The organism is Aureibaculum koreense, from assembly GCF_034296135.1.
GTDB lineage: Bacteria > Bacteroidota > Bacteroidia > Flavobacteriales > Flavobacteriaceae > Aureibaculum.
Map to the genome: position 1 here is coordinate 124933 of NZ_JAXKVV010000008.1, position 23545 is coordinate 148477.

The 23545-nt window shown below is 34.3% G+C and carries 18 protein-coding genes; 15 read left to right on the plus strand and 3 right to left on the minus strand.

Annotated elements, in window-relative coordinates; all coding sequences use genetic code 11:
• The 15 genes from UMM65_RS09545 (at window position 1) to UMM65_RS09615 (ending at window position 19341) form a co-directional block, all read left to right on the plus strand.
• Window positions 1–1248, plus strand: coding sequence for a DUF6807 domain-containing protein (locus UMM65_RS09545; RefSeq protein ID WP_321976280.1), 1248 nt, complete (start codon window positions 1–3; stop codon window positions 1246–1248).
• A 9-nt stretch (window positions 1249–1257) separates the two neighbouring features.
• A complete protein-coding gene (locus UMM65_RS09550; RefSeq protein WP_321976281.1) occupies window positions 1258–2052 on the plus strand; it encodes a ThuA domain-containing protein in 795 nt (264 codons plus the stop codon).
• A gap of 154 nt (window positions 2053–2206) precedes the next feature.
• Window positions 2207–3589 (plus strand): Gfo/Idh/MocA family protein, encoded by a 1383-nt coding sequence (locus UMM65_RS09555; protein WP_321976282.1) that lies wholly within the window; start codon window positions 2207–2209, stop codon window positions 3587–3589.
• 3 nt (window positions 3590–3592) lie between these two features.
• On the plus strand, window positions 3593–4996 hold the full coding sequence (locus UMM65_RS09560; RefSeq protein WP_321976283.1) for a putative oxidoreductase C-terminal domain-containing protein: 1404 nt from the start codon (window positions 3593–3595) through the stop codon (window positions 4994–4996).
• A gap of 39 nt (window positions 4997–5035) precedes the next feature.
• Window positions 5036–5839, plus strand: coding sequence for an SDR family oxidoreductase (locus UMM65_RS09565; protein WP_321976284.1), 804 nt, complete (start codon window positions 5036–5038; stop codon window positions 5837–5839).
• Between the two features lie 16 nt (window positions 5840–5855).
• Window positions 5856–7052: a mannonate dehydratase gene (gene uxuA / locus UMM65_RS09570; protein ID WP_321976285.1), complete on the plus strand. Its 1197-nt coding sequence runs from the start codon at window positions 5856–5858 to the stop codon at window positions 7050–7052.
• A gap of 37 nt (window positions 7053–7089) precedes the next feature.
• On the plus strand, window positions 7090–8322 hold the full coding sequence (locus UMM65_RS09575; RefSeq protein ID WP_321976286.1) for an ATP-binding cassette domain-containing protein: 1233 nt from the start codon (window positions 7090–7092) through the stop codon (window positions 8320–8322).
• Between the two features lie 119 nt (window positions 8323–8441).
• Window positions 8442–10097 carry a DNA repair protein RecN gene (gene recN / locus UMM65_RS09580; RefSeq protein WP_321976287.1) on the plus strand — a complete coding sequence of 552 codons (1656 nt, stop codon included), beginning with the start codon at window positions 8442–8444 and terminating at the stop codon, window positions 10095–10097.
• Between the two features lie 65 nt (window positions 10098–10162).
• Window positions 10163–10978, plus strand: a complete 816-nt coding sequence (locus UMM65_RS09585; protein WP_321976306.1) for an enoyl-ACP reductase FabI — start codon at window positions 10163–10165, stop codon at window positions 10976–10978.
• Between the two features lie 104 nt (window positions 10979–11082).
• The gene (locus UMM65_RS09590; RefSeq protein WP_321976288.1) at window positions 11083–12273 is read left to right on the plus strand and encodes a T9SS type A sorting domain-containing protein; all 1191 of its coding nucleotides are present in this window, start codon (window positions 11083–11085) and stop codon (window positions 12271–12273) included.
• Window positions 12274–12376: 103 nt separating this feature from the next.
• A complete protein-coding gene (locus tag UMM65_RS09595) occupies window positions 12377–13369 on the plus strand; it encodes a glycosyltransferase family 2 protein (protein ID WP_321976289.1) in 993 nt (330 codons plus the stop codon).
• 182 nt (window positions 13370–13551) lie between these two features.
• Window positions 13552–14913: a pyridoxal-phosphate dependent enzyme gene (locus tag UMM65_RS09600; RefSeq protein WP_321976290.1), complete on the plus strand. Its 1362-nt coding sequence runs from the start codon at window positions 13552–13554 to the stop codon at window positions 14911–14913.
• A 17-nt stretch (window positions 14914–14930) separates the two neighbouring features.
• Entirely contained in the window at window positions 14931–16238 is a 1308-nt protein-coding gene (locus UMM65_RS09605) for a M20/M25/M40 family metallo-hydrolase (RefSeq protein WP_321976291.1), read from the plus strand.
• 3 nt (window positions 16239–16241) lie between these two features.
• Window positions 16242–17513 (plus strand): DUF2851 family protein, encoded by a 1272-nt coding sequence (locus UMM65_RS09610; protein WP_321976292.1) that lies wholly within the window; start codon window positions 16242–16244, stop codon window positions 17511–17513.
• A gap of 184 nt (window positions 17514–17697) precedes the next feature.
• Window positions 17698–19341, plus strand: a complete 1644-nt coding sequence (locus tag UMM65_RS09615; RefSeq protein ID WP_321976293.1) for a L,D-transpeptidase family protein — start codon at window positions 17698–17700, stop codon at window positions 19339–19341.
• Window positions 19342–19417: 76 nt separating this feature from the next.
• On the opposite strand, the gene UMM65_RS09620 is transcribed toward UMM65_RS09615, so the two are convergent.
• The 3 genes from UMM65_RS09620 to UMM65_RS09630 all read right to left on the minus strand — a co-directional run bounded on the left by UMM65_RS09620 (window position 19418) and on the right by UMM65_RS09630 (window position 23535).
• Complete coding sequence (locus tag UMM65_RS09620) at window positions 19418–20167, minus strand: murein L,D-transpeptidase catalytic domain family protein (protein ID WP_321976294.1); 750 nt, start codon at window positions 20165–20167, stop codon at window positions 19418–19420.
• Between the two features lie 237 nt (window positions 20168–20404).
• A complete protein-coding gene (locus UMM65_RS09625; RefSeq protein WP_321976295.1) occupies window positions 20405–21028 on the minus strand; it encodes a tRNA (guanine-N1)-methyltransferase in 624 nt (207 codons plus the stop codon).
• A 92-nt stretch (window positions 21029–21120) separates the two neighbouring features.
• The gene (locus UMM65_RS09630) at window positions 21121–23535 is read right to left on the minus strand and encodes an alpha-ketoacid dehydrogenase subunit alpha/beta (RefSeq protein WP_321976296.1); all 2415 of its coding nucleotides are present in this window, start codon (window positions 23533–23535) and stop codon (window positions 21121–21123) included.
• Window positions 23536–23545: the final 10 nt, after the last annotated feature.

Here is a 23545-nt window from a genome sequence, read left to right on the forward strand (position 1 = left end):
ATGAAGCATGTTATTTACACGTTAACAGTACTGTTTTACAGTTTTTTACCTGGACAAGAAATATTGAAGTTTCAAGTTGAAAGTGGCAACTATAATCGAATGGATTGCCCTGTAGCACTTACTTCATTACCAGATGGTGTGCTAAATGCGATTGATAATTTGCAATTGGTAGAAATAACCAACAATGGAATAAAACCTATGGTCTCACAAATCAATAAGAATTCAGGAGAATTGGGGTTTATTCTAAAAGGATTTACACCTAAAAATGCCACTCGTGAATTTCAGTTGGTTACAAAGAAAATCGATACTCAGGTTTCTCAAATTAATTTACTCTTAAAGGATGGAGCTATACAGTTATCCTATAAAAAACGACCTATTTTAAATTATCGGTACGAAACGGTTTACCCACCTAAAGGAGTAGATTCCTTATTCAAGAAATCAGGATTTATTCATCCTTTGTGGACACCAGAAGGAGAAGTGCTGACCCGAATACAACCCCCAGATCATTATCATCACTACGGAATTTGGGGGCCATGGACAAAAACTAAAATTGATAATCGTCAAGTAGATTTTTGGAATCTGGGAGAAGGGCAGGGTACTGTGTTGTTTAAAAAGTTTACCCAAAAAGAACAAGGTAATGTTTATTCGAGCTTTACAGCCTTACAAGAGCATATTGATTTTGGTGCTAAAAATGAAAACCGTAATGCTATTAATGAAAATCTTGAAATACGAGCTTGGAACTTAGGGGATAACAAACCTTGGTTGGTTGACTATACTAGTGAAATCACGAGCCCACTAGAAAATGGTATTCTCTTTGAAGCCTATCGTTACGGTGGGGGAATAGGCTTTAGAGCAACCGAAATATGGAATAAAGACAATACATCAGTATTAACTTCTGAAAATAAAGATCGTATAACCGCGGATGGAAGCTCGGCAAGGTGGTCAATAATCGAAGGTGCAACCAATACTAAAACAGGTAATGGTGGAATATTATTTATGAGCCATAAAGAAAACAAACATTTCCCTGAACCCATGCGGGTTTGGCCAATGGATGCGAATGGAGGGAGAGGCGATATGTTTTTCGAGTTTTGCCCTATCCGTCATAAACCTTGGCAAATTGAAAGTGATAAAGCCTATAAATTAAAATATAGAATGCTTATTTTTGATGGTTCGTTAAGTGCAGAGCAAGCAGAAATGGCTTGGCAGGGCTTTGCGAATCCACCCAAAGTAATTATAAAAAATAATTAAACCCATATAATGAAGAAAACGATACTATTTATTTTTTGCCTTGTATTGGCATTAAATCTACAAGCAAACAAAACTGGAAGCCATGATTCTTTAGTAAAGAAAAAACGCGTACTGATATTCACTAAAAACGGCTTATCGTTAAATGGAAAAAAAGGCTTTGTCCATAAAAACATTGCAAATAGCGTTAAGGCTTTGGAAGCAATATGTAAAGCAGAAAATATTGATACAGATGTCAGCGAAGATGCTACGCTTTTTACAGAGAAAACCTTGGCAAAATACGATGCCATTATTTTCTCCAATGCCAATAATGAGGTGTTTGATACCGAAGAGCAAAAAACAGCCTTTCAAAACTATATTAAAGGCGGTGGAGGTTTTATAGGTATTCACTCTTCAAATGCGGTGGAAAGAGATTGGCCGTGGTATTGGAAGCTGGTTGGTGGTAAATTTGTTCGCCATGCCCCACATCAGGAATTTGATGTAGTGGTAACAGATAAAAACCATCCTTCTACTTCGTTTTTGCCCGAAGTTTGGAAAGTGGATGACGAATGTTATTATTCCAACAATTTGAACCCTAGTATAAACGTATTGTTATCCGCCGATATGACTACTGTTGAAGATCCAAAGAAGTCTGAATACCCAAACGATATTTTTGGCGATTATTTTCCACTATGTTGGTCCAATGATTTTCTAGGGGCAAGACAATGGTACACTTCATTGGGCCATGATGCTGAAACCTATGACAATCCCACTTTTAGAAAACACCTGAGAGGTGGTATTCTTTGGGTGTTGAAAATTGAAGAGTAATTACCAAGATTGACTGACCTGCAAGGTCTCCAAGACCTTGTAGGTCTAAAAGCATGTTAAAATGAAAGTGAAACATTTTAAATCTGTTGAAAAAGTAAGAAAAAGTCAATAGCATTTAAATCAGATAAACTAAAAATACAATAATTAAACCATTATGCAACGAAGAAATTTTATCAAAAAAACATCAGCCGCAAGTGCTGCAACATTTTTAGCTCCAACCATTTTACCTTCAGGAATATTTGGAAAAACCACGGCGAATAAAAAAATAAACATCGGACAGATCGGTTGTGGGCGTATTGCTCGTGATCATGACATGCCAGGAGTAATGCAATATGACAATGCCCGTTTGATAGCTGTCTGCGATGTGGACAGTAAGCGTATGGAAGATGCTAAAAAATTAGTGCAAACCTATTACAGCAAAAAAACGGGAAGTGATAAAGCGGTGGACGTAAAAATGTATGGCGATTATAAAGAAATGCTCAAAGATAAGGATATTGATGCCGTAGTAATCAGTACACCAGATCATTGGCATTCACAACCAGCAATAGAAGCTGCTTTGGCTGGTAAAGATGTTTATTTACAAAAGCCCACATCACTTACGTTGCACGAAGGTAGGGTGTTGAGCGATATTATTCAGAAAAAAGGAACAATTTTACAAGTGGGCACACAGCAACGTTCCATGCCACAATTTAGAATTGCGGCCGAACTGGTTCGTAATGGACGAATTGGAAAATTGCATACCGTAAAAATTGGATTGCCGGGTGATCCATCTGGTCCCGAAGCACCAAAAATGCCAATTCCTTCAAATTTGAATTATGACATGTGGTTGGGTCAAACCCCTTTGATGGATTATACCGAAATAGGTGTACATCCGCAAAACGATTATAGCCGACCAGGTTGGTTAAGAATAGAACAATTTGGTGCAGGAATGATTACCGGCTGGGGTCAACATCATTACGATTCAGCCGCTTGGGGAATGGATACCGAATTAACAGGGCCAATTTCTGTACAAGCTGTGGCTGAGTTTCCAAAATCGGGACTCTGGAACGTACATGGTGATTTTATGTCTAAGGCAGAATATGACAATGGCATCACAATGTACACCAGTAGTGGAGGTTATACCAACGGAATTAAATATATAGGTGACGACGGTTGGATTTTCGTCTCTAGAGGGGCTTATACGGCATCTGCCTCGGATCCTGTTGAGGCAGCTAAAAGTGCAAAGGCATTGGATGCCAGTGACCCCAAAATACTGACTTCTGTAATTGGACCTGATGAAATTCATTTGTATAAAAGTGATGAACAACATGGTAACTGGTTAGATTGTATAGAAAGTAGAAAAGCTCCGATTTCACCTGTAGAAATGGGGCATAGAGCTTGTTCTATCTGTTTAATAACACACATTTCCATGAAACTGGAAAGAAAGTTAAATTGGAATCCCGAAACAGAAAAATTTATCGATGATGATGAAGCAAACAGTATGTTAACACGCTCACAACGTAAGCCGTATGGGGTTAATTATATAAAAGGGTTATAATCCATGAAGAATCTAAAATATGTTTTAATTTTAAGTTTGTTGATTATTGCCTGTAAAAAGGATATTAAGCAATCGGATAACGATCAAAAAGAAGATAGTTTGAAAACAGATAAAGTTACTTTAATCACCCTAGACCCAGGTCATTTTCATGCTGCATTGGTGCAGAAATCTATGTACGATCAGGTCAATGATACGGTTTATGTGTATGCCCCTACTGGTGATGATCTTGAAAACCATTTAAAATTGATTGATGGATTTAATAATCGAGAAACAAATCCAACCGATTGGAAGGAACAAGTCTATCGTGGTGATGATTATTTGCAAAAAATGATTGCAGAAAATAAAGGGAACGTGATGGTGGTGTCTGGAAAAAACAACAAGAAAATAGATTACATTAAAGCAGCAATTGATGCTGGAATTCATGTATATGCGGACAAACCTTTGGTAATAAATCCTGAAGGGTTTTTAGCATTGGAAGAAGCTTTTAAAATGGCTACATCTAAAAATCTATTGATTTACGATGTAATGACAGAGCGGTTTGAATCTACAACTATTTTACAAAGGGAACTTTCCATGATTCCCGAGGTTTTTGGTACTTTAATTGATGGTACACCCGACAACCCTGCAATTACCAAAGAGAGCGTACATCATTTTTCAAAAACAGTTGCTGGCAAACCATTGACAAGACCCACTTGGTTTTTTGATACCCAACAACGTGGCGAAGGTTTGACTGATGTTTCAACCCATTTAGTAGATTTAATCCAGTGGGAGGCCTTTCCAAATCAAACCTTACAAAAATCCGATATAGAAATTATAGATGCCAAACATTGGGCAACTACTTTGGATAATGCAATGTTTGAGAAAGTTACGGGAGCTTCTTCTTTTCCCGACTTTTTAGAGAAGAATATTGTTGATGACAAGCTTAAAATTTATTGCAATGGTTCAATCCTCTATAAGATTAAAGGAAAAGTAGCCAAGACTTCTGTAATTTGGAATTTTGAAGCACCAGAAGGTACAGGCGATACACACTACAGTATCATGAGAGGTGCAAAATGTGATTTAATTATCAAACAAGGGGCGGAAGAAAATTTTAAACCACAGCTATATGTGAAGTTAAAAAATAAAGTGGATAAAACGAAATTTGAAGAAGAACTAAATATTGCTCTAACGGTTACTTTGGCTGATAAATTTGAGGGATTAGAATTAAAATTGGTAGATGATGAATTAACCTACGCGGTCAACATCCCTGAAAAGTACAAAATCGGTCACGAAGCTCATTTTGAACAAGTCACCGAAAACTTCTTGAAATATTTAAAATCAGGTACAATGCCCGATTGGGAAGTCCCCAATATGGTTGTAAAATATTATACAACTACAGAGGCATTAAAAAAAGTTAATAAGAAATAAAAGAAACTATATTAAAATAATTTAATTAATATGACCGAAATGTTTTCAATAAAAAATAAAATTGCCGTAATAACTGGTGGAGGTGGAGTTCTAGGAAGTTGTATAGCAGAATCTTTGGCTAAATCTGGTGTTAAGCTGGCTCTACTCACAAGGAGCGAATCCAAAATGCAAGGGCAATTGAAGACATTGAACACATATAGTGAAGCTATTGCCATTGAAACGGATATTTTATCCAAAAATTCATTGGAAAAAGCAAAAAAAGAAATCCTAGAGTCATACGGCAGAGTAGATATTCTTTTAAACATTGCTGGAGGCAATTTGCCCGGTGCTACCATTGGTGAAAATCAAACAGTATTTGATTTAAGCATTGAAGATTTTGACACCATAACCAAATTAAACTTAAATGGAACCGTTTTACCATCAATAGTTTTTGGAAAAGTAATGTCCGAACAAAAATCGGGAGTAATTATCAATTATTCCTCCATGGCGGTCGATAGGGTTATTACCAGAGTTGCAGGTTATTCAGCATCTAAAGCGGCTATGGAAAATTTCACTAAATGGATGGCTGTTGAAATGGCAACAAAATTCGGCGATAAAATAAGGGTAAACGCCATAGCACCCGGTTTTTTTGTTGGTAATCAAAATAAAAAACTGCTATTAAACGATGATGGAACACCAACCAGAAGAGGGGAAAGCATACTTAGAAACACACCTATGGGCCGATTTGGTACACCAGATGAATTAAACGGTATTATTCATTTTTTATGTAGTGATGCCGCAAAATTCATAACAGGGGTAGTTGTTCCTGTTGATGGTGGATTTAGCTCGTTCTCTGGAGTATAAGTTATTTATGTTTTATATGGAATATTTAGAAAAAACCTTTAGATGGTTTGGGCCAGAATTTGGAGTAACCTTAATCGATGTTGTTCAGACCGGTGCAACGGGCGTCGTTACAGCATTACACCATATTCCTACGGGTAAAGTTTGGTCATCAGAGGAGATAAAAAAGCGTAAAGAAACTATAGAAAATGCTAATTTACGTTGGTCCGTGGTAGAGAGCGTAAATGTACATGAAAGCATTAAACAAGGAAAACCTGACAAGGAAATCTACATTCAAAATTATATTGAAACCCTAAAAAATTTAGTGGCAAATGATGTAAAAGTGGTGTGCTATAATTTTATGCCCGTACTGGATTGGACTCGTACCGATTTAGATTTTAGAATAAAAGGTAGTTTATCTGCCTTGCGTTACAATCATATTGCTCTAGCGGCTTTTGATCTGTTCATTTTAAAAAGAAAAGAGGCTGAAAATGACTATCCTGAAGATATCCAAAAGAAAGCAAAAACCTATTTTGAATCGTTGAAAAATGAACAAAAAGATGCTTTAAGAGATACAATTCTTGCAGGACTTCCGGGTACTCGTGACGTGCTTCACATATCCGAATTTCAAAAACATTTAGATAATTATGCAGATATAGGTGCTAAATCATTGAAAGGAAATCTAGCTTATTTCTTAAAAAAAGTAATTCCCGTTGCAGAAGAGTTGGGAGTTTTAATGTGTATCCATCCTGACGATCCACCATTTTCAATTTTAGGATTACCAAGAGTTGTTTCTAATTACGAAGATATCAAATTTTTATTAGATGTTTGTGAGAGTCGCTCAAACGGACTTACCTTTTGTTCGGGTTCTTTAGGGGCTAGTGAAAATAACGATATGGTTAAAATAATAAACGACTTTGGCGATAAAATACATTTTATCCATTTACGAAATGTAAAACGTGAGGAGAATCATTCGTTTCACGAGGCCAATCTTTTTGAAGGTTCTGGAGATATGGTTGCTATTATGGAAGCCATTATACGCCAGCAAAAAAAGAGGAATTGTGAAGCTTCGGGCGTAGTTGGAATTCCCATGCGTCCAGATCATGGTCATGTGCTGTTAGACGATTTAAAAAGAATGGATGCGTTTTATCCAGGGTATTCCACCCTAGGAAGAATGAAGGGACTAGCGGAACTAACAGGTTTAGAATTGGGAATCCGTCATAAATTTTCCATATAAAATATAAGATACAACTTAAAAAAACAGCTAAACATTGATGTCGAAAGAGCATTTTTCAATACTGTTAAATAACAAAGTCAATAAAAAAGACTTGGTTGAAAAAATACTATCTGGCAATGCCAAAGGAAAACTCAAAATTTTTAATAAATCCAAAGGCTTGCTATTTTCAGATATCGCTATTGCGGATTTTATAGAAGTAGAACACAAGCACCACACTATAGAAATTACCAAATCAGAAAATAGGCAATTAAATACTTTCTCTTCTGGAGAGCGACGCAAAGCTTTTTTAATGTATTGTTTAGATCAAAATCCCGATTATATTATTTTCGATAATCCATTTGATCATCTAGACCATGAATCGCGGTTAGATCTGGCAAACCAACTATTGGAATTATCCAATTCCATTTCAATAATTCAATTGTCAAATCGCAAAGAAAGTTTTTTACCTTTCATAGAAAATAGATGGTTTATTAGCGACAATTCCTTTGTGTTGTCAGAAATTCCTAGAAAAAATAAATCTGCCGTAAGTATTTTAAAATCCGATATTCCAGATTCTTTGTTATCGTTTAAGGATGAACACAATAGCATTGTAAAATTAGATAAAGTTTCGGTAAGCTATGATGGCAAAATTATAGTAAAAGACATAACTTGGACAGTCAAAAAAGGCGAATTTTGGCAATTAATAGGTCCAAACGGTTCTGGTAAGAGCACTATTTTATCATTAATTACTGGCGATAATCCTAAAGCCTATGGTCAAAACATAATTATTTTCGATAAAAAGAAAGGTAGTGGTGAGAGTATTTGGGATATCAAAAAGAAAATCGGTCATTTTTCGACCAATTTAACGGAGCTCTTTAAAAGAAATCACACGGTAGAGCAGATGATTTTATCAGGCTTTTACGATTCAATTGGCCTATATCATGAACCTTCAGATTTACAGCAACGAAAAACCGCACAATGGCTTGATATTATAAATATGTCACAATTAAAGAACACTTATTTTAATCGGCTTACTCTGGGTCAACAAAGGTTGATATTAATTGTTAGAGCTCTGGTCAAACAACCACCATTGTTAATTTTAGACGAACCCGTTGAAGGTCTTGACCAAGAAAACACTGATTTGGTAATACAATTGATAAATACGTTAATTGAAAAAACGGATATTACCATACTGTATGTTTCCCATACCATTGAAGCTTCTTTAGCACCTACAAATATTTACGAATTAGTGCCAACTGAAAATGGCTCAAAAGGACAAGTAAAAATGTAATTTTAGTAATGTTTTCAATAAAAAAGACTTAATTTTGACCTCTCTAGTTCAGCGTTTAAAAAATAGTGAAACCTGCTCGTCCGGCAGGTGGGTTAGTGCCTAAACGGAACAATTATTTTATGTTAGCATCATTATCCATAAAAAATTACGCTTTAATCGATTCTTTAGAAGTAAATTTTAAAGATGGATTTTCCATTATTACTGGTGAAACTGGTGCTGGGAAATCCATTCTTTTAGGAGCGTTAGAATTAATTTTAGGAAAACGTGCAGATTTATCTAGCCTGAAGAAAAAAGAAGATAAATGCATAATAGAAGGCGAATTTTTGATTGAAAAGTATGACTTGCAGTCCTTTTTTGAGACGAATGATTTAGATTTTGAAAAAAGCACTATTATTAGACGTGAAATTTTACCAAGCGGAAAATCACGGGCTTTTATTAACGACACGCCAACAACGCTTTCATTACTATCAGATTTAAGCGATAAATTGATTGATGTTCATTCGCAACATCAAACGTTGCAATTGGCAGATAATGCGTTTCAATTTCTGATTGTTGATGCTTTGGCGGATAATCACAGGACATTGGTTTCCTACAAAAAGGGATTAAAAATTTATAAAAAGTTAAATAAAGAACTGGACGAAATAATATCTCGTCAGGCAGAAGCCCAAAGTCAACACGATTATAACTCTTTTTTATTGAATGAATTACTCGAAGCTGATTTTAAGGAAAATGAACAGGAATTTTTAGAAGAAACCTTAGAGAAACTCAATCATGTTGAAGAAATAAAACTATTACTGACCGAAGCTCAGCAATTAGCGGATATTGAGGAAGTTGGGATAAGTGATAGTTTACGAAAATATGTAAGTATTATTCAAAAATTAAGTAAGTATGGCAAGACTTATGAAAATTTATCTGATAGAATTACCAGTTTAAAAATTGATTTTGATGATATTACCAATGAACTTGATGATAGTAATGATGCCGTCGATTATAGTCCTCAGGAAATTGAAAAATACAATGACCGACTTCAATTATTGTACAATTTGCAAAAAAAGCACCAAGTAAATTCTATTTCAGAATTGTTAGATAAACAGCAAATTTTAACTGTAAAAGTTAGTGCGGTTGAGAATGCCGATTCAATTATAAATGCTAAAAAAAGTGAAATTTTAGAAGTAGAAAAGCAGCTGAACACAACTTCAGAAATTTTATATTACAGCAGAAAAAAGGCAATACCGGAGCTAATTAAACAATTGGAAACGTTACTAAAGGATTTAGAAATGCCAAATACTTCTTTTAAAATTAATCTGCAAAAGAAAGAAACATTTTTCAATAATGGTAAAGACGAGCTTGAGTTTTTAATTTCTACAAATAAAGGAAGTAGCTATGAAACTTTAAAGAAAATTGCTTCTGGTGGAGAGATGTCTAGAATCATGTTGGCCGTAAAAGCCATCTTATGCAATTACTCTAGTTTACCCACCATAATTTTTGATGAAATAGATACTGGTGTTTCTGGTGAAGTTTCAAACCGAATAGCAAATGTTATGGCAAAAATGAGCGAGAAAATGCAAGTAATTGCCATTACCCACTTGCCGCAGATAGCGGCCAAGGGCAAACATCATTTTAAAGTTTATAAAACGAATAAAGACAAACAGACTTTTACCAATATCAAACAATTATCAAATCAGGAGAGAATTCAAGAGTTGGCGGAGATGTTAAGTGGTAAAGATATAGCGGAAACGGCGGTTGTCCACGCCAAACAATTGTTAGATCAATAAATTTAAAGTTGGTTTAGAATTGTTAAAATATTCCATTATTTTTGTCATTAATTATTAAAAAACTAATTATGTATAACTTATTAAAAGGAAAAAGAGGAATTATTTTTGGTGCTTTAGATGAAAATTCTATAGCTTGGAAAACTGCGGAAAGAGCTCATGAGGAAGGAGCTAAATTTGTCTTGACCAATGCCCCAATTGCCATGCGAATGGGCGAAATTAATAAGTTGGCAGAAAAAACAGGATCCGAAATAATACCCGCAGATGCAACATCAATAGAAGATTTAGAAAATTTAGTTACAAAATCGACTGAGATTTTAGGAGGCAAACTCGATTTTGTACTTCACTCCATTGGCATGTCCGTAAATGTTCGAAAAAAAATACATTATACGGAATCTAATTACGATTTTACAACTAAAGGTTGGGATGTTTCAGCCGTATCGTTTCATAAAGTGATGAGTGTTTTATACAAGCTAGATGCTATGAACGAATGGGGCTCTATTGTGGCTTTGACCTATATGGCGGCACAACGTGTTTTTCCCGACTATAACGATATGGCAGATAACAAGGCATATTTAGAATCAATTGCCAGAAGCTTTGGTTACTTTTTTGGTACGGATAAAAAAGTTAGGGTAAATACAATATCTCAATCGCCTACGCCAACAACTGCTGGCCAAGGGGTTAAAGGGTTCGATGGATTTATAGCCTATGCGGAAAAAATGTCACCTTTAGGCAATGCCTCAGCACAAGACTGTGCAGATTATACCATTTCATTATTTTCTGATTTAACTAAGAAAGTAACTTTACAAAATTTGTTTCATGACGGAGGCTTCTCTAATATGGGTGTTAGTCAGTCCGTTATGAATTATTTTGTAAAAGAATAATTGAATCAAAAATACTTAAAAAACATATTCAATATTTATTGTAATAATATATAATTTTTTCAACAAATCTTCGTTAGTGAGTATTAACAACCTATAATAAAACTATGATGAACAGAAAAACTACATACGTATTTTTAATCGCGTTTTTCTTCTTATTCACTGGGCTTTTGCAGGCCAATGAAAACGAGGCTGATGCTACAGCACCTCCAGTCAATGACGATTGTGTGAATGCAACCACCTTAACAGTCAATACAAACTATTTATGTAATAACGTAAGTTCTGGTACGTTAGTAGATGCGACTGCCTCAACGGTATCTTCAGATGGTGCTATTGGTAGCTGCCCAAGTGTCAGTACCAAAGCAAATGATGACGTTTGGTTTAAGTTTGTTGCCACTAATGTTTCTCACAGAGTGAAAATTTTGAATATTACTGGGAGTATTACTGATTTATATACCAACGTTTACAACGGTGGTGTTTCAGGAAGCTGTCCTACAACGGCCACTCCTCTTTACTGTAGTGACCCGGAAACAATTAATTTGTCAAGTCTTACTATTGGCAATACTTATTTTATCAGAATTTATAGCAATTCTACTGCTAGTGGTGCCACTACAACCTTTGATGTTTGTGTTGGTTCGCAACCGGTAACTCCTGCTAATGACGACTGCTCTAGTGCAGAAGTAATTCTCAGCTTGCCACATAATGCAACTTATGATGCAACAGCCGCAACCAATAATTCAGGATTTATTACAGCCACAGGTTGTTTAAATATGAACGACGGCGTTTGGTTTGAGATTGTAGGTGATGGGGGTACTATTTCAATAACGGCTTCTCCGACATCTTGGGATCTGGGTATAGCTGTTTACACAGGTTCTTGCGGAACTTTAATATGCGAAGGCAGTGCCAATAATGGTACAATGAATGTTGTAGAAGGGGTTAGCTTTGCATCAGCAAGCGGTACAACTTATTATATTAATGTCGCTTACCCTAGTGGAGGCTTAGATAATCCAGAGGGTGTTTTTGACTTAGCCGTAACGTCTTCTACCTTGTCAATTGATAAAATTTTGGATAAAGGGTTTACATATTATCCAAACCCTGTTGAAAAGACACTAAAAATGAGGGCTAACGAGAATATTCAGCAAATTAATTTATATTCTGTTTTAGGAAAAGAAATTATGAGAGTAAATCAGAATGATATTCAAGCTGAACTCAAATTAGATAACTTACCATCGGGTACTTATTTTGTAAAAGCATTTGTGGGTGGTAGCAGTGGAACATTTAAAATACTCAAAAAATAAAAACCATTTTAAAATATTTGAAAGGCTCTCAATATTGAGAGCTTTTTTTATGTTTAAAAAATATAAATGCAATCCTTACCTTTGAGTTTTAAAAATTAACTGTTTGAATCTCAAATTTTCTATAATAATCCCAGTTTATAACCGCCCCGATGAACTTGACGAACTTTTGTCAAGCATTGTTTCTCAGCATTTCAAAGAAGATTTAGAAGTTGTAGTAGTCGAAGACGGATCAAATTTAACTGCTAAACATATAATTGACGGGTTTAAAGATAAACTCAACATACACTATTTGAAAAAAGATAATTCAGGCCCGGGTCTAAGTAGGAATTTTGGTATGCAACATGCGTGCGGTAATTATTTTATAATTTTAGATTCTGATTGCATTTTACCCAAAAATTATTTAAAAGAAGTTTCACAAACTTTATTAAAAAATTTCACAGATGCTTTTGGCGGCTCGGATGCTTCACATGACTTATTTACCAGCATACAAAAAGCAATAAATTATGCAATGACATCTGTGCTTACTACTGGTGGGCTAAGAGGTAATAAAAATTTAAAAAAATTCCAACCCCGTAGCTTTAATATGGGGTTATCAAAAAAAGCATTTGAAAAAACGGGTGGATTTAGTCCGTTGCGTTATGGAGAAGATATTGACCTAACGTTTAGGTTATGGGTTAACGGTTTTGAAACACAGTTTATTGAAAACGCTTATGTCTATCATAAAAGAAGAGTAAGTTGGTCAAGTTTTTTTAAACAAACTTTTAATTTTGGGGCAGCAAGACCCATTCTGAATAAGCTTCACCCTAACACTGCCAAAATAACCTATTGGTTTCCAAGTGTATTTGTGGTAGTTTTCTTGCTATCTGCCGTAGGTTCATTGTTTCATTTCAATTGGCTTATATATTGCATTTCAATCTACTTTTTACTAATATTTTTTGATTCTCTGATCAAAAACAAAAATATAATTGTTGCTTTTTTAAGTATATGTGCAACCTTGGTTATGTTTTTTGGCTACGGATTAGGGTTCTTACGTTCCACGATTAGATTATTGGTAGGCAAATCGCCTAAAGAAGCTTTTCCAAAGATGTTTAGTTAATTTAGAAATTATTAGAACCCATATTTTTATTTTTGATGCTGGATTTTTGTATTTTTAACAATAAAAAAGCTTGAAGTCAGCAGACCGAAGTAAAAAATTACGTAACACGAAGAAGTTAAAAGTACGGTTTTTTAATTGTATATAACAGAAAAACAACAAACAGAAAAACAATATTACCCCACATGCAATACGCAAAAAACATATTAGAAACCATTGGCAATACACCTTTGGTTAAATTGAACAAAATTATAAAAGAAGTTGATGCCTTGGTTTTGGCTAAGATTGAAACCTTTAACCCTGGTAATTCGGTAAAAGACCGTATGGCGGTAAAAATGATTGATGATGCCGAAGCAGATGGCAGATTGAAACTAGGAGGAACAATAATTGAAGGTACTTCTGGTAATACAGGTATGGGTTTGGCTTTGGTAGCCATAGTTAGAGGTTATAAATTAATATGCGTTATAAGCGATAAACAGTCCAAAGAAAAAATGGATATTTTACGTGCAGTAGGTGCAGAAGTTATCGTTTGTCCAACCAATGTAGAACCTGACGATCCGAGGTCTTATTATTCGGTTTCTAAAAGATTGGCTACGGAAACACCAAATTCTTGGTACGTAAACCAATATGATAATCCTTCAAACACAATAGCCCATTACGAACAAACTGGTCCTGAAATTTGGGAGCAAACAGATGGTAAAATCACACATTTTGTGGTTGGGGTTGGTACAGGTGGCACCATTTCAGGAGTTGGCAAGTACCTAAAAGAGAAAAACCCCAATATTAAAATTTGGGGTGTTGATACTTACGGATCAGTATTTAAAAAATACCACGAAACGGGTATATTTGATGAAAACGAGATATATCCTTACATAACAGAAGGAATTGGTGAGGACATTTTGCCCGAAAATGTAAACTTTGATATTATAGATGGTTTTACCAAAGTTACTGATAAAGATGCCGCGGTGTTTACAAGAAAATTGTCAAAAGAAGAAGGTATTTTTTGTGGCAATTCAGCAGGTTCGGCCATAAAAGGATTATTACAACTAAAACATCATTTTAAGCCTGATGATGTGGTGGTGGTTTTATTTCATGACCACGGTAGCCGTTATGTCGGTAAAATGTTCAACGATGATTGGATGCGAGAACGAGGATTTTTAGATGAAGAAATTACCAAAGCCATTGATTTAATTAAAGATAGAGTTGGTAGTCAACTTTTTACGGCTAAAACTGAAGAGTTGGTATCACATGCCATTGAACGAATGCGTAAACATGATATTTCTCAAATCCCCGTTGAAGATCAAAATGGTTTTGTGGGATCAATAGATGAGAGCGATTTATTCAAACTCTATTTTGAAGATAAAAATATTGCAGATAAGCCCATTAAAGAGGTGATGCGAAAAGCGTTTCCAATAGTGAAAAAAGATGCCTCTATCGACAAGATATCCAATCTGATTGATAAAGACAATAAAGCGGTATTGGTCGATTTAGATAACGGTAGTTACCAAATTATAACCAAATATGATGTGATCTCCGCGATACGTTAACATTAAATATTTTAAAAATGAAGACAATACTTGTCAAAATTTTATGCATCAATCTTTTGATGGTAACTAATTTTAGTTTTGCTCAAAAATTATCTAAAAATGAAAAGAAACTTTTAAAAACCATTGAAGCCAACAATGGTGAAGCTATCACATTTTTAGAAAAAGTGGTAAATATAAACAGTGGTACAATGAATCATACTGGAGTTAAGGAAGTAGGGATGGTCTTTAAACAAGCATATGACAATATTGGTTTTACCACAAATTGGATAAATATGTCAGAGGTAAACCGTTCTGGGCATTTATTTGCGGAGGTATCCAGCAAAAAAATAAAAGGCAAAAAATTATTACTTGTTGGTCATTTAGATACTGTTTTTGAAGAAGATAGCGATTTCCAGGAATTTACCATGGTCAATGATAGCATTGCCCACGCACCAGGGGGTAACGATATGAAAGGAGGAGATGTAATTATGTTATATGCTTTAAAAGCCTTGGCAGATAATGGTTTATTGAAAAATGCTCAAATTATTGCTGCTTATACAGGAGATGAAGAAAGTAGTGGCAAACCAATAAGTATTAGTAGAAAAGATTTAGTTGAAGCTGCTAAAAGAAGTGATGTAGCTTTGGGTTTTGAAACATCAACCGGGTTTAACAATGCAACCGTTGCCAGAAGAGGTTCTTCGGGCTGGAAGGTAGAGGTAACAGGTAAAAGAGCTCACTCATCGGGTATTTTTAATGAAAGAGTAGGTGCCGGTGCTATTTTTGAAATCTCAAGAATATTAAATGAATTTTATACCAAAGTTAAAGGTGAAGAATATCTTACTTTTAATCCGGGTGTAATTTTAGGAGGTACTACGTTAAACTTAGAAGAAGAATTAAGTAAAGGTGCTGCTTTTGGTAAGAGTAATGTGGTAGCCCAAACGGCTTATGTTAGTGGGGGTTTACGTTTCATATCAGAAGAACAAAAGGAAAATGCAAGAGCAAAAATGCGAGAAATCGTTGCCGACAATTTACCTCATACCACGGCTGAAATTAGTTTTACAGATAGTTATCCTGCTATGGGTCCAACTGAAGGCAATCATAAGTTATTAAAAGTTTTAGATCGGGTTAGTAAAGATTTGAATCAGGGTGGGGTAGAAGCTTATGATCCAGGTAAAAGGGGAGCAGCCGATGTTTCTTTTGTAGCCGAATACGTCGATTGTCTGGATGGATTAGGAACTATGGGCAATGGAGCACATACCCCAAAAGAAACCGTAAATTTGAATACTATTGAAGATTTAACGAAAAGAACGGCAATACTTATTTACAGATTGATTAATCAGAAATAGTTAATGATTAAAGAAGATTTTCTACATTATATATGGAAGTATAAATTATTCTCTACAGAAAATTTACTAACTACTCAAAAAGAAACGGTTGTAATAAAAAATTGTGGTGAGCACAATTTTAATTCTGGGTCGGATTTCTTTAATGCAAAACTAGTAATCGGAAATCAACTTTGGGCTGGTAATGTAGAAATTCATATCAAATCTTCTGATTGGTATGTGCATGGTCACGAGAAAGATAGTAATTACGACAATACTATTTTACATGTAGTCTGGCAACACGATGTTGATGTACATAGAAAGGACAACAGTACTATCCCTACGTTGATATTAGAAAATTATATTAAAGAAGATGTGCTACACAACTATCTGAAGTTGTTTTCTTCACAGAAAAAATGGATAAATTGTGAAAATGATATTGGTGCTGTTGATAAATTTCAATCTTCCAATTGGTTAGAGCGGTTATATATTGAAAGGTTAGAAGAAAAATCTAAGGTTATTGAACAATTACTTTTAGATTCCAAAAATGATTGGGAAGCGGTATTGTTCAAAATGTTAGCAAAGAATTTTGGGCTAAAAGTAAACGGAGAAGCTTTTTTCAGTCTTGCCAATCGACTTGATTATACTGTTGTTAGAAAACAACTGAACAATGCAAACTCATTGGAAGCTCTATTATTTGGGCAAGCCAATCTTTTGGGCGATGATGTTCAAGATCAATATCATATCAATTTAAAAAATGAATATGATTTTTTAAAATCTAAATATAAGTTAACAAATAATCTGGCTGCAAATTTTCAATTTTTCAGGTTAAGACCTAATAATTTCCCCACCATACGTATAGCACAATTGGCAGCATTGTTCAATAAACACCAAAAATTATTTTCTAAAATAATGACAATAACAGATGCTAAAGAATATTACCAGTTGTTTAATATAGACATTTCAAATTTTTGGAAGACACATTATTCTTTTACTTCAAAATCAAAAAAGAGTAATAAAAAGCTCACAAAATCTTTTGTAGATTTATTGCTGATAAATACAGTAATTCCTTTAAAATTTATGTACTTAAAATCAATTGATAAGTTAAACGAAACTGAGATTATAGAGAGCATCCAGCAATTAAAACCCGAAAAAAATAATATAATCGAAAAATTCAATCAATTGGAAATTACCTCTAGTTCTGCGTTAGAAACTCAAGCGTTATTGCAATTAAAAAATGAATATTGTGCAAAAAAACGATGCTTGGAGTGTACAATTGGCAGGAGCTTGATAGCTTAGTAAAATTTTGAATTAAAATCTTCCACCCCTTAATTCAGGGTAAGCATTTTCACGGAAAAGTGCCATGTATAGCCATTACTTCGGCAGTATGTTTGTAGTATCAAAACAACAACAACCTATGAAAAATTTTACAAACCGCAACAATGTGAAAATTAATTCGTTAAATTTGCGAATTGGTTTTTATATGAAAAAGACAATCAATTCACTATTAATCCTTTTTTTGGTTTTATTTGCATCATGTGCAGAAAAGAGCCAAAAACCGATTATAGAGCTACCAAAAACAGATCATAGAGCCGATTTTAACCAATTCTTTGCCTCTAATAGAAACTCCATTTTATCGGATAAAATAAACGAAATAAAAATTGATAGCCTTCATTGGTTAGAAAATTTTTATAAAAACATCAATTATTCCACACTATGGATTTCCGATTCTATAACACTCAATAATGATGGTAGCAAGTTGCTAGAAACCTTGTCTGATGCCAATGCTTATGGATTGGATACAAGATTGTACCCAATAAATGAGTTGAGGGCCATCCATAAAGAAATTGAACAAACTGAAGATAAAACAAGTAGATATGCTTTACTTGGTCGTTTAGAAGCTTTACTGTCTTACCAATATATGCGATTTGGAAGACATTTGAATTATGGTGTATTAGATTCTATAAACGAAGTTTCTATTTTACCTCGTAAAAAGTTTGATATCAACTTACCTGAATATTTACAGATTGCTTATGAAAAAGATAGTTTAATTGAAAAATTGATAGATTTGCAACCCAAACAACCCGAATACAGGAACTTACAGAAAGGGTTGGCAAAATTTTTGAAACATTCTAGTTTATCTACAGAAAGCGTACAAGTAGTTAATTTCAGACAAGACTCGTTAAAAGCAGTTGCACAAGCTAAAAAAGCCTTGATATTGCATAATTATTTGCCTGAAGAATACAAGGATTCCCTTTATAACAGTGCTTTAGAAAAATTTCAATTGGATCATGGTTTAAAGGCTGACGGTTTAATCGGAACTAATACCGCAAACGCTTTATCATTAAGCCCTTATGAATACTATCAACAAATTAAAGCAAGTTTGGAAAGATGGAGATGGAAAGATAATTGGCCTTCGGATTATTTGTTTGTAAACATACCATCTTACCAATTAAGAGTAGTTAACGACAATAAGGTTTCCAAGAAATTTAATGTAGTGGTTGGAAGTGTTAAAAACCAAACCCCGGAAATTATCGATTCATTGCAATATATAATAGCATACCCTTATTGGAACGTTCCTAAAAAGATTTCTGTTCAAGAAATTTTAGTGAAAGCCAAAAGAGATTCAACCTATTTAACCAGAAATAAATACGAAGTTATCGGCGAAGGAAGTGAAAAAATTGATCCGACAACTGTAGATTGGAGCGAGGTTAATAGGTCAAATTTCAATTATAGGTTTAGACAACAAGGGGGCGGTATAAACGCTTTGGGCTATGTAAAGTTTATTTTTCCCAATAAAGATGCTATATATTTACATGATACACCGTCAAAATCGCATTTTAATAGAGAAATTAGAGCGTATAGCCATGGTTGTATAAGGGTGCAAAACGCTTTGGATTTAGCAGATTATTTGTTGGAGAAAGACAACAATAGATTTACAATGGATACTGTTAGAACTTATATTAAAAAGAAAAAAGAAAAATGGATGCCGATGAAAAAGAACTTACCGGTATTCTTATATTACATATCCGTAGAAGCGGATAGCGATGGTAAGATTACTTTTTACAAAGATATTTACAAAGAGGATAAAAAATTAATTAGAAGCTTGGCAATTAATGCTAAATAATAGTTTGACTATAAAAAAATAGCTCGGGCAAAACCCGAGCTATTTTTTATTTTTAAAATCTAAAAATTATAGTTTTTTAATCGTTAGATGCTAATAGGTTATCAGCAGCAATCAATTTAGATTTAGACAAATAGTGTTCTTGCGGATAATAAATAAACAAACAACTTCCTTCCTTTATTTTTTCAACAATTTCAGAATATCCTTTTTCTGGCAATGACGGGCACCCCCAACTTCTACCTAATCTTCCGTTTGATTTGATAAAATCAGGATTTGCATAATCAGCGGCATGTATAACAACGGCACGTTCTCTTGCTTTGTTATTAGAATATTCTAATCCGTCCAAACGTAATGAAAGACCATGTTTTCCATTATAGGTTTCTGCTGTTTTATAAAAGCCGATACTTGTTTGATGACTGTTAACTTTATTTGAGAATTTTTTCGCAAATTCTAAACCAGATTTTTCACCATGTGCTACAACACTTTTGTGTTCCACAATTTGCGTTTCCATGTTAATGATAAAAAATCTTTCCGTATTAGCAGAAACACTCATATCAATAATGGTTAAATATTTAGAATTGTCTAATTCTTGATTGTCTTGCAATTGCACATAACCTTTTAATGCGTACTTAAAAGCATCAAAATCTAAATCGTTATCATTAATTTTTTGGTATATGTCTTCAGAATACGAAGCAAAAGTACTTTTGGTATTATTCGTTTTTTTGTCTGACTCGTTATTCTCGTTGTAGTTTGTAATTGGTGTTTCCGATGCAAATGCAGGAAAAGTTAAGATAAAACCGATGGTTAGTGTAAGTATTTTTTTATACATATAAATTAGTTTCTTTGACTATAAAACATTCCAAGTGGTATTTTTCCTACCTCTAATGTTAATTTTTTTCAAATCTTTTTTATTATTGATCGGGTTGAAAAAAATAATTAAAAAAAACTTAATTCACAGCAACAAAAAATAATAACAGTTTTATAATAATTTTATTGCGTTTTAAAATGTTAAATATCCATATTTAACATTCACTATTTGAATTATAAATGGTAATGGGTAAATTTTTTATTTTTTCTTGGTAGCTTGGTCAGCATACTTTTGCTTGTTCAATTCGTCTTGCAACTCTCGTCTCAATTTTTGCTCACGTTCAATAGAGCGTTGTCTATGACCTTCATATTCTTCTTCAATTTCGGCTTTTGCTTTCTTTGCCTCCACGGTTATAGCGTTACTTCGCTTAAACTTACCTATAAAAAATAATAGCAAACCTGTTAGGGCAGCAATAATTGTCCAAAGTATAGTGTTATATCCCGCTTTGCTCATAGGAATACCCAAAAGACTAATACTATCCTTTTCTTCGGTAACAGCAGATAAATTTTCTTTTGTAGCCTGTAATTTGACGTTTAATGAGTCGATATTAGCTTTTTGACTAGCAATTACATTTTGGCTTTCTAGATATTTTTTTCTGGCCAGTTTTAACGTGTCCGTAATATTACCTTTAAATTTAAATAGGTTATTGGTTTTAATCACTCTATACTCTTGATATTTTCCAGATTTTTTATATAAATAGTCAAACTGGCTTTCAATAGTACCACTGTTTAAAGAACCTTTTTCCTCTTCTTCTTGGGCAAAAACAGCACCTGTTGTAGCAGTAAACAGGAGCATTGTGATTAGAATTTTAGCAAATTTCATTAGTTTTAATTTAGAGTTGTGTAATTCAGCGTTCAAAAGTAAATAATTACTTCTAAACATGAAAGTTAAAGCACAAAAAAAAGCCCACAGTGTTAGTATAATTTTTTGTACTTCGATGGATTTGCCTCGTTCATCACATTATAAATACCTTCAAATATATCTTCAATAGAGGGCTTTGAAAAATAATCACCATCTGTGCCATAGGCAGGTCTATGGTCTTTAGCTGTAATGGTCAGCGGTTTACTATCTAAAAATTGATAGGCATTTTGTTTGTTTATAATTTGGTCTAAAAGATAAGCCGAAGCACCACCGGGAACATCTTCATCTATAATAACTAATCTGTTGGTTTTTTCTATACTTTTAATTACTTGGTAGTCAATATCAAATGGCAGTAGTGTTTGAGCATCGATAATTTCAATATCAATTTCTGCTTTTAACAATTCTTTGGAGGCTTCTTCAACCAACTTTAGTGTTGAGCCATAAGATACCACTGTTACGTCCTTACCTTCTTTTATAATTTCTACTACACCAATAGGAGTTGTAAATTGACCTAAATTGGTGGGCAAGGCTTCCTTAAGTCTATAGCCGTTTAAATTTTCTACGATTAAGGCAGGTTCATCACTTTTTAGAAGTGTGTTATAAAACCCTGCAGCTTTAGTCATATTTCGTGGTGTTAAAATGTAAACACCCCTTAAAAGGTGAATAACGGCTCCCATATGCGAACCAGAATGCCAAATCCCTTCCAATCGATGTCCTCTTGTCCTTACGATTAACGGAGCCTTTTGTCTGCCAAAAGTTCTATACCGTAATGTGGCTAAATCATCACTTAAAATTTGTAATCCATACAGTAAATAATCAAGATATTGAATCTCTGCTATAGGTCTTAAACCTCTCATAGCCATACCAATGCCTTGCCCCATAATACTTGCTTCCCTAATTCCGGTATCGGCAACCCTTAATTTTCCATATTTTTGCTGTAAACCCTCCAAACCTTGATTTACATCACCAATTTTTCCTGCATCTTCGCCAAAAATTAGCAATGCGTTATGTTGTGATAATAGAGCATCAAAATTGTCTCTTAAAACAATTCTGGCATCTACTGTTTCAGCATCTTTAGTGTAAACAGGTTTAATTTCTTTGACGGTAGTGGCTGAATTTTCGTTTTCGCTATAAAGATGAGTACTATAATTAAGATGTTGTTCCTTATCGTAATTTTTTATCCAATTGATTAATGTTTCTTTAGCTCTGCTATTTTCATTTCTAACATAAACAAGACATTTTCTTGCCGTTGACAAAACATCTTTTTTTAAAGGATCTTTAATTATTTCTAAATCCTTTTTTAATTTTAATATAAAGGGCTTGTTTTCACTTTGGTTAGCTAAATTATCCAACAATCCAACTACTTCTTTCTGGGCTTTTATAATATCCTGCAAATAGGCGGCCCAAGCAGCTCTTTTCGCAGCACTTACATCTCTTTTTGCAGTTTTTTCTATAGCAATAAGTTCTTCCTCATTTTCAAAAACTTCAATAATCCACTCTTTCATTTTGGCATTACAATCATGGGCAGCTTCCCATTCCAAGCGTTCAGGGGTTTTATACCTTTCATGCGAGCCAGAAGTGGAATGGCCTTGAGGTTGTGTTAACTCTTTTACGTGAATTAGAACGGGGACATGATTTTTTCGGGCTATGGTAGAGGCCTCGGTATAGACATCTATTAATTTGGAATAATCCCATCCGTTTACTACAAAAATTTCATATCCATCTTCATCATCGGTACGTTGAAATCCTTTTAAGATTTCTGATATACTTTCTTTCGTTGTTTGGTGCTTTGCATGTACGGATATACCATATTCATCATCCCACACACTAATAACCATAGGCACTTGTAATACACCGGCAGCGTTTATGGTTTCAAAAAAATGACCTTCAGAAGTACTTGCGTTTCCAATGGTACCCCAGGCTATTTCATTGCCATTATCGGAAAAAGTTTCAGATTTTTTTAGTTCTGGAATTTCCCTGTACATTTTTGATGCCTGAGCAAGACCTAACAGGCGAGGCATTTGTCCTGCAGTAGGAGAAATGTCCGCACTTATATTTTTTTGTTGCATATGGTTTTTCCACGACCCATCTTCATTAAGTGTGTGCGTGGTAAAATGACCGCCCATTTGCCTTCCAGCGGAATAGGGTTCTGCAACAATATCTGTGTGGGCGTACAACCCCGCAAAAAACTGTTCGGGTGTCAGTTCGCCAATGGCCATCATAAACGTTTGGTCTCGGTAATAGCCCGAACGCCAATCTCCGTTTTTAAAGGCTTTTGCCATTGCTAATTGAGGTACTTCCTTGCCATCACCAAATATTCCGAATTTGGCTTTGCCAGTCAAAACCTCTCTTCTTCCTAATAAGCTGCATTCCCTACTGATAACAGCAATTTTATAGTCCTCTAGAATTTCTTTTTTAAATTCTTCAAACGATAATTTATGCTCTGATGTTATTGTTTTTTCTGACATGTATAGCTTT

Excerpts from the sequence above, each read along its gene's own strand:
- UMM65_RS09610 (WP_321976292.1), top strand. The coding sequence starts at position 16,242 with ATGATTAAAGAAGATTTTCTACATTATATATGGAAGTATAAATTATTC.
- UMM65_RS09555 (WP_321976282.1), top strand. The coding sequence starts at position 2,207 with ATGCAACGAAGAAATTTTATCAAAAAAACATCAGCCGCAAGTGCTGCA.
- UMM65_RS09565 (WP_321976284.1), top strand. The coding sequence starts at position 5,036 with ATGTTTTCAATAAAAAATAAAATTGCCGTAATAACTGGTGGAGGTGGA.
- UMM65_RS09630 (WP_321976296.1), bottom strand. The coding sequence starts at position 23,535 with ATGTCAGAAAAAACAATAACATCAGAGCATAAATTATCGTTTGAAGAA.
- UMM65_RS09590 (WP_321976288.1), top strand. The coding sequence starts at position 11,083 with ATGATGAACAGAAAAACTACATACGTATTTTTAATCGCGTTTTTCTTC.
- recN (WP_321976287.1), top strand. The coding sequence starts at position 8,442 with ATGTTAGCATCATTATCCATAAAAAATTACGCTTTAATCGATTCTTTA.
- UMM65_RS09620 (WP_321976294.1), bottom strand. The coding sequence starts at position 20,167 with ATGTATAAAAAAATACTTACACTAACCATCGGTTTTATCTTAACTTTT.
- UMM65_RS09560 (WP_321976283.1), top strand. The coding sequence starts at position 3,593 with ATGAAGAATCTAAAATATGTTTTAATTTTAAGTTTGTTGATTATTGCC.
- UMM65_RS09605 (WP_321976291.1), top strand. The coding sequence starts at position 14,931 with ATGAAGACAATACTTGTCAAAATTTTATGCATCAATCTTTTGATGGTA.
- UMM65_RS09625 (WP_321976295.1), bottom strand. The coding sequence starts at position 21,028 with ATGAAATTTGCTAAAATTCTAATCACAATGCTCCTGTTTACTGCTACA.
- UMM65_RS09550 (WP_321976281.1), top strand. The coding sequence starts at position 1,258 with ATGAAGAAAACGATACTATTTATTTTTTGCCTTGTATTGGCATTAAAT.
- UMM65_RS09600 (WP_321976290.1), top strand. The coding sequence starts at position 13,552 with ATGCAATACGCAAAAAACATATTAGAAACCATTGGCAATACACCTTTG.
- uxuA (WP_321976285.1), top strand. The coding sequence starts at position 5,856 with ATGGAATATTTAGAAAAAACCTTTAGATGGTTTGGGCCAGAATTTGGA.
- UMM65_RS09615 (WP_321976293.1), top strand. The coding sequence starts at position 17,698 with ATGAAAAAGACAATCAATTCACTATTAATCCTTTTTTTGGTTTTATTT.
- UMM65_RS09545 (WP_321976280.1), top strand. The coding sequence starts at position 1 with ATGAAGCATGTTATTTACACGTTAACAGTACTGTTTTACAGTTTTTTA.
- UMM65_RS09575 (WP_321976286.1), top strand. The coding sequence starts at position 7,090 with ATGTCGAAAGAGCATTTTTCAATACTGTTAAATAACAAAGTCAATAAA.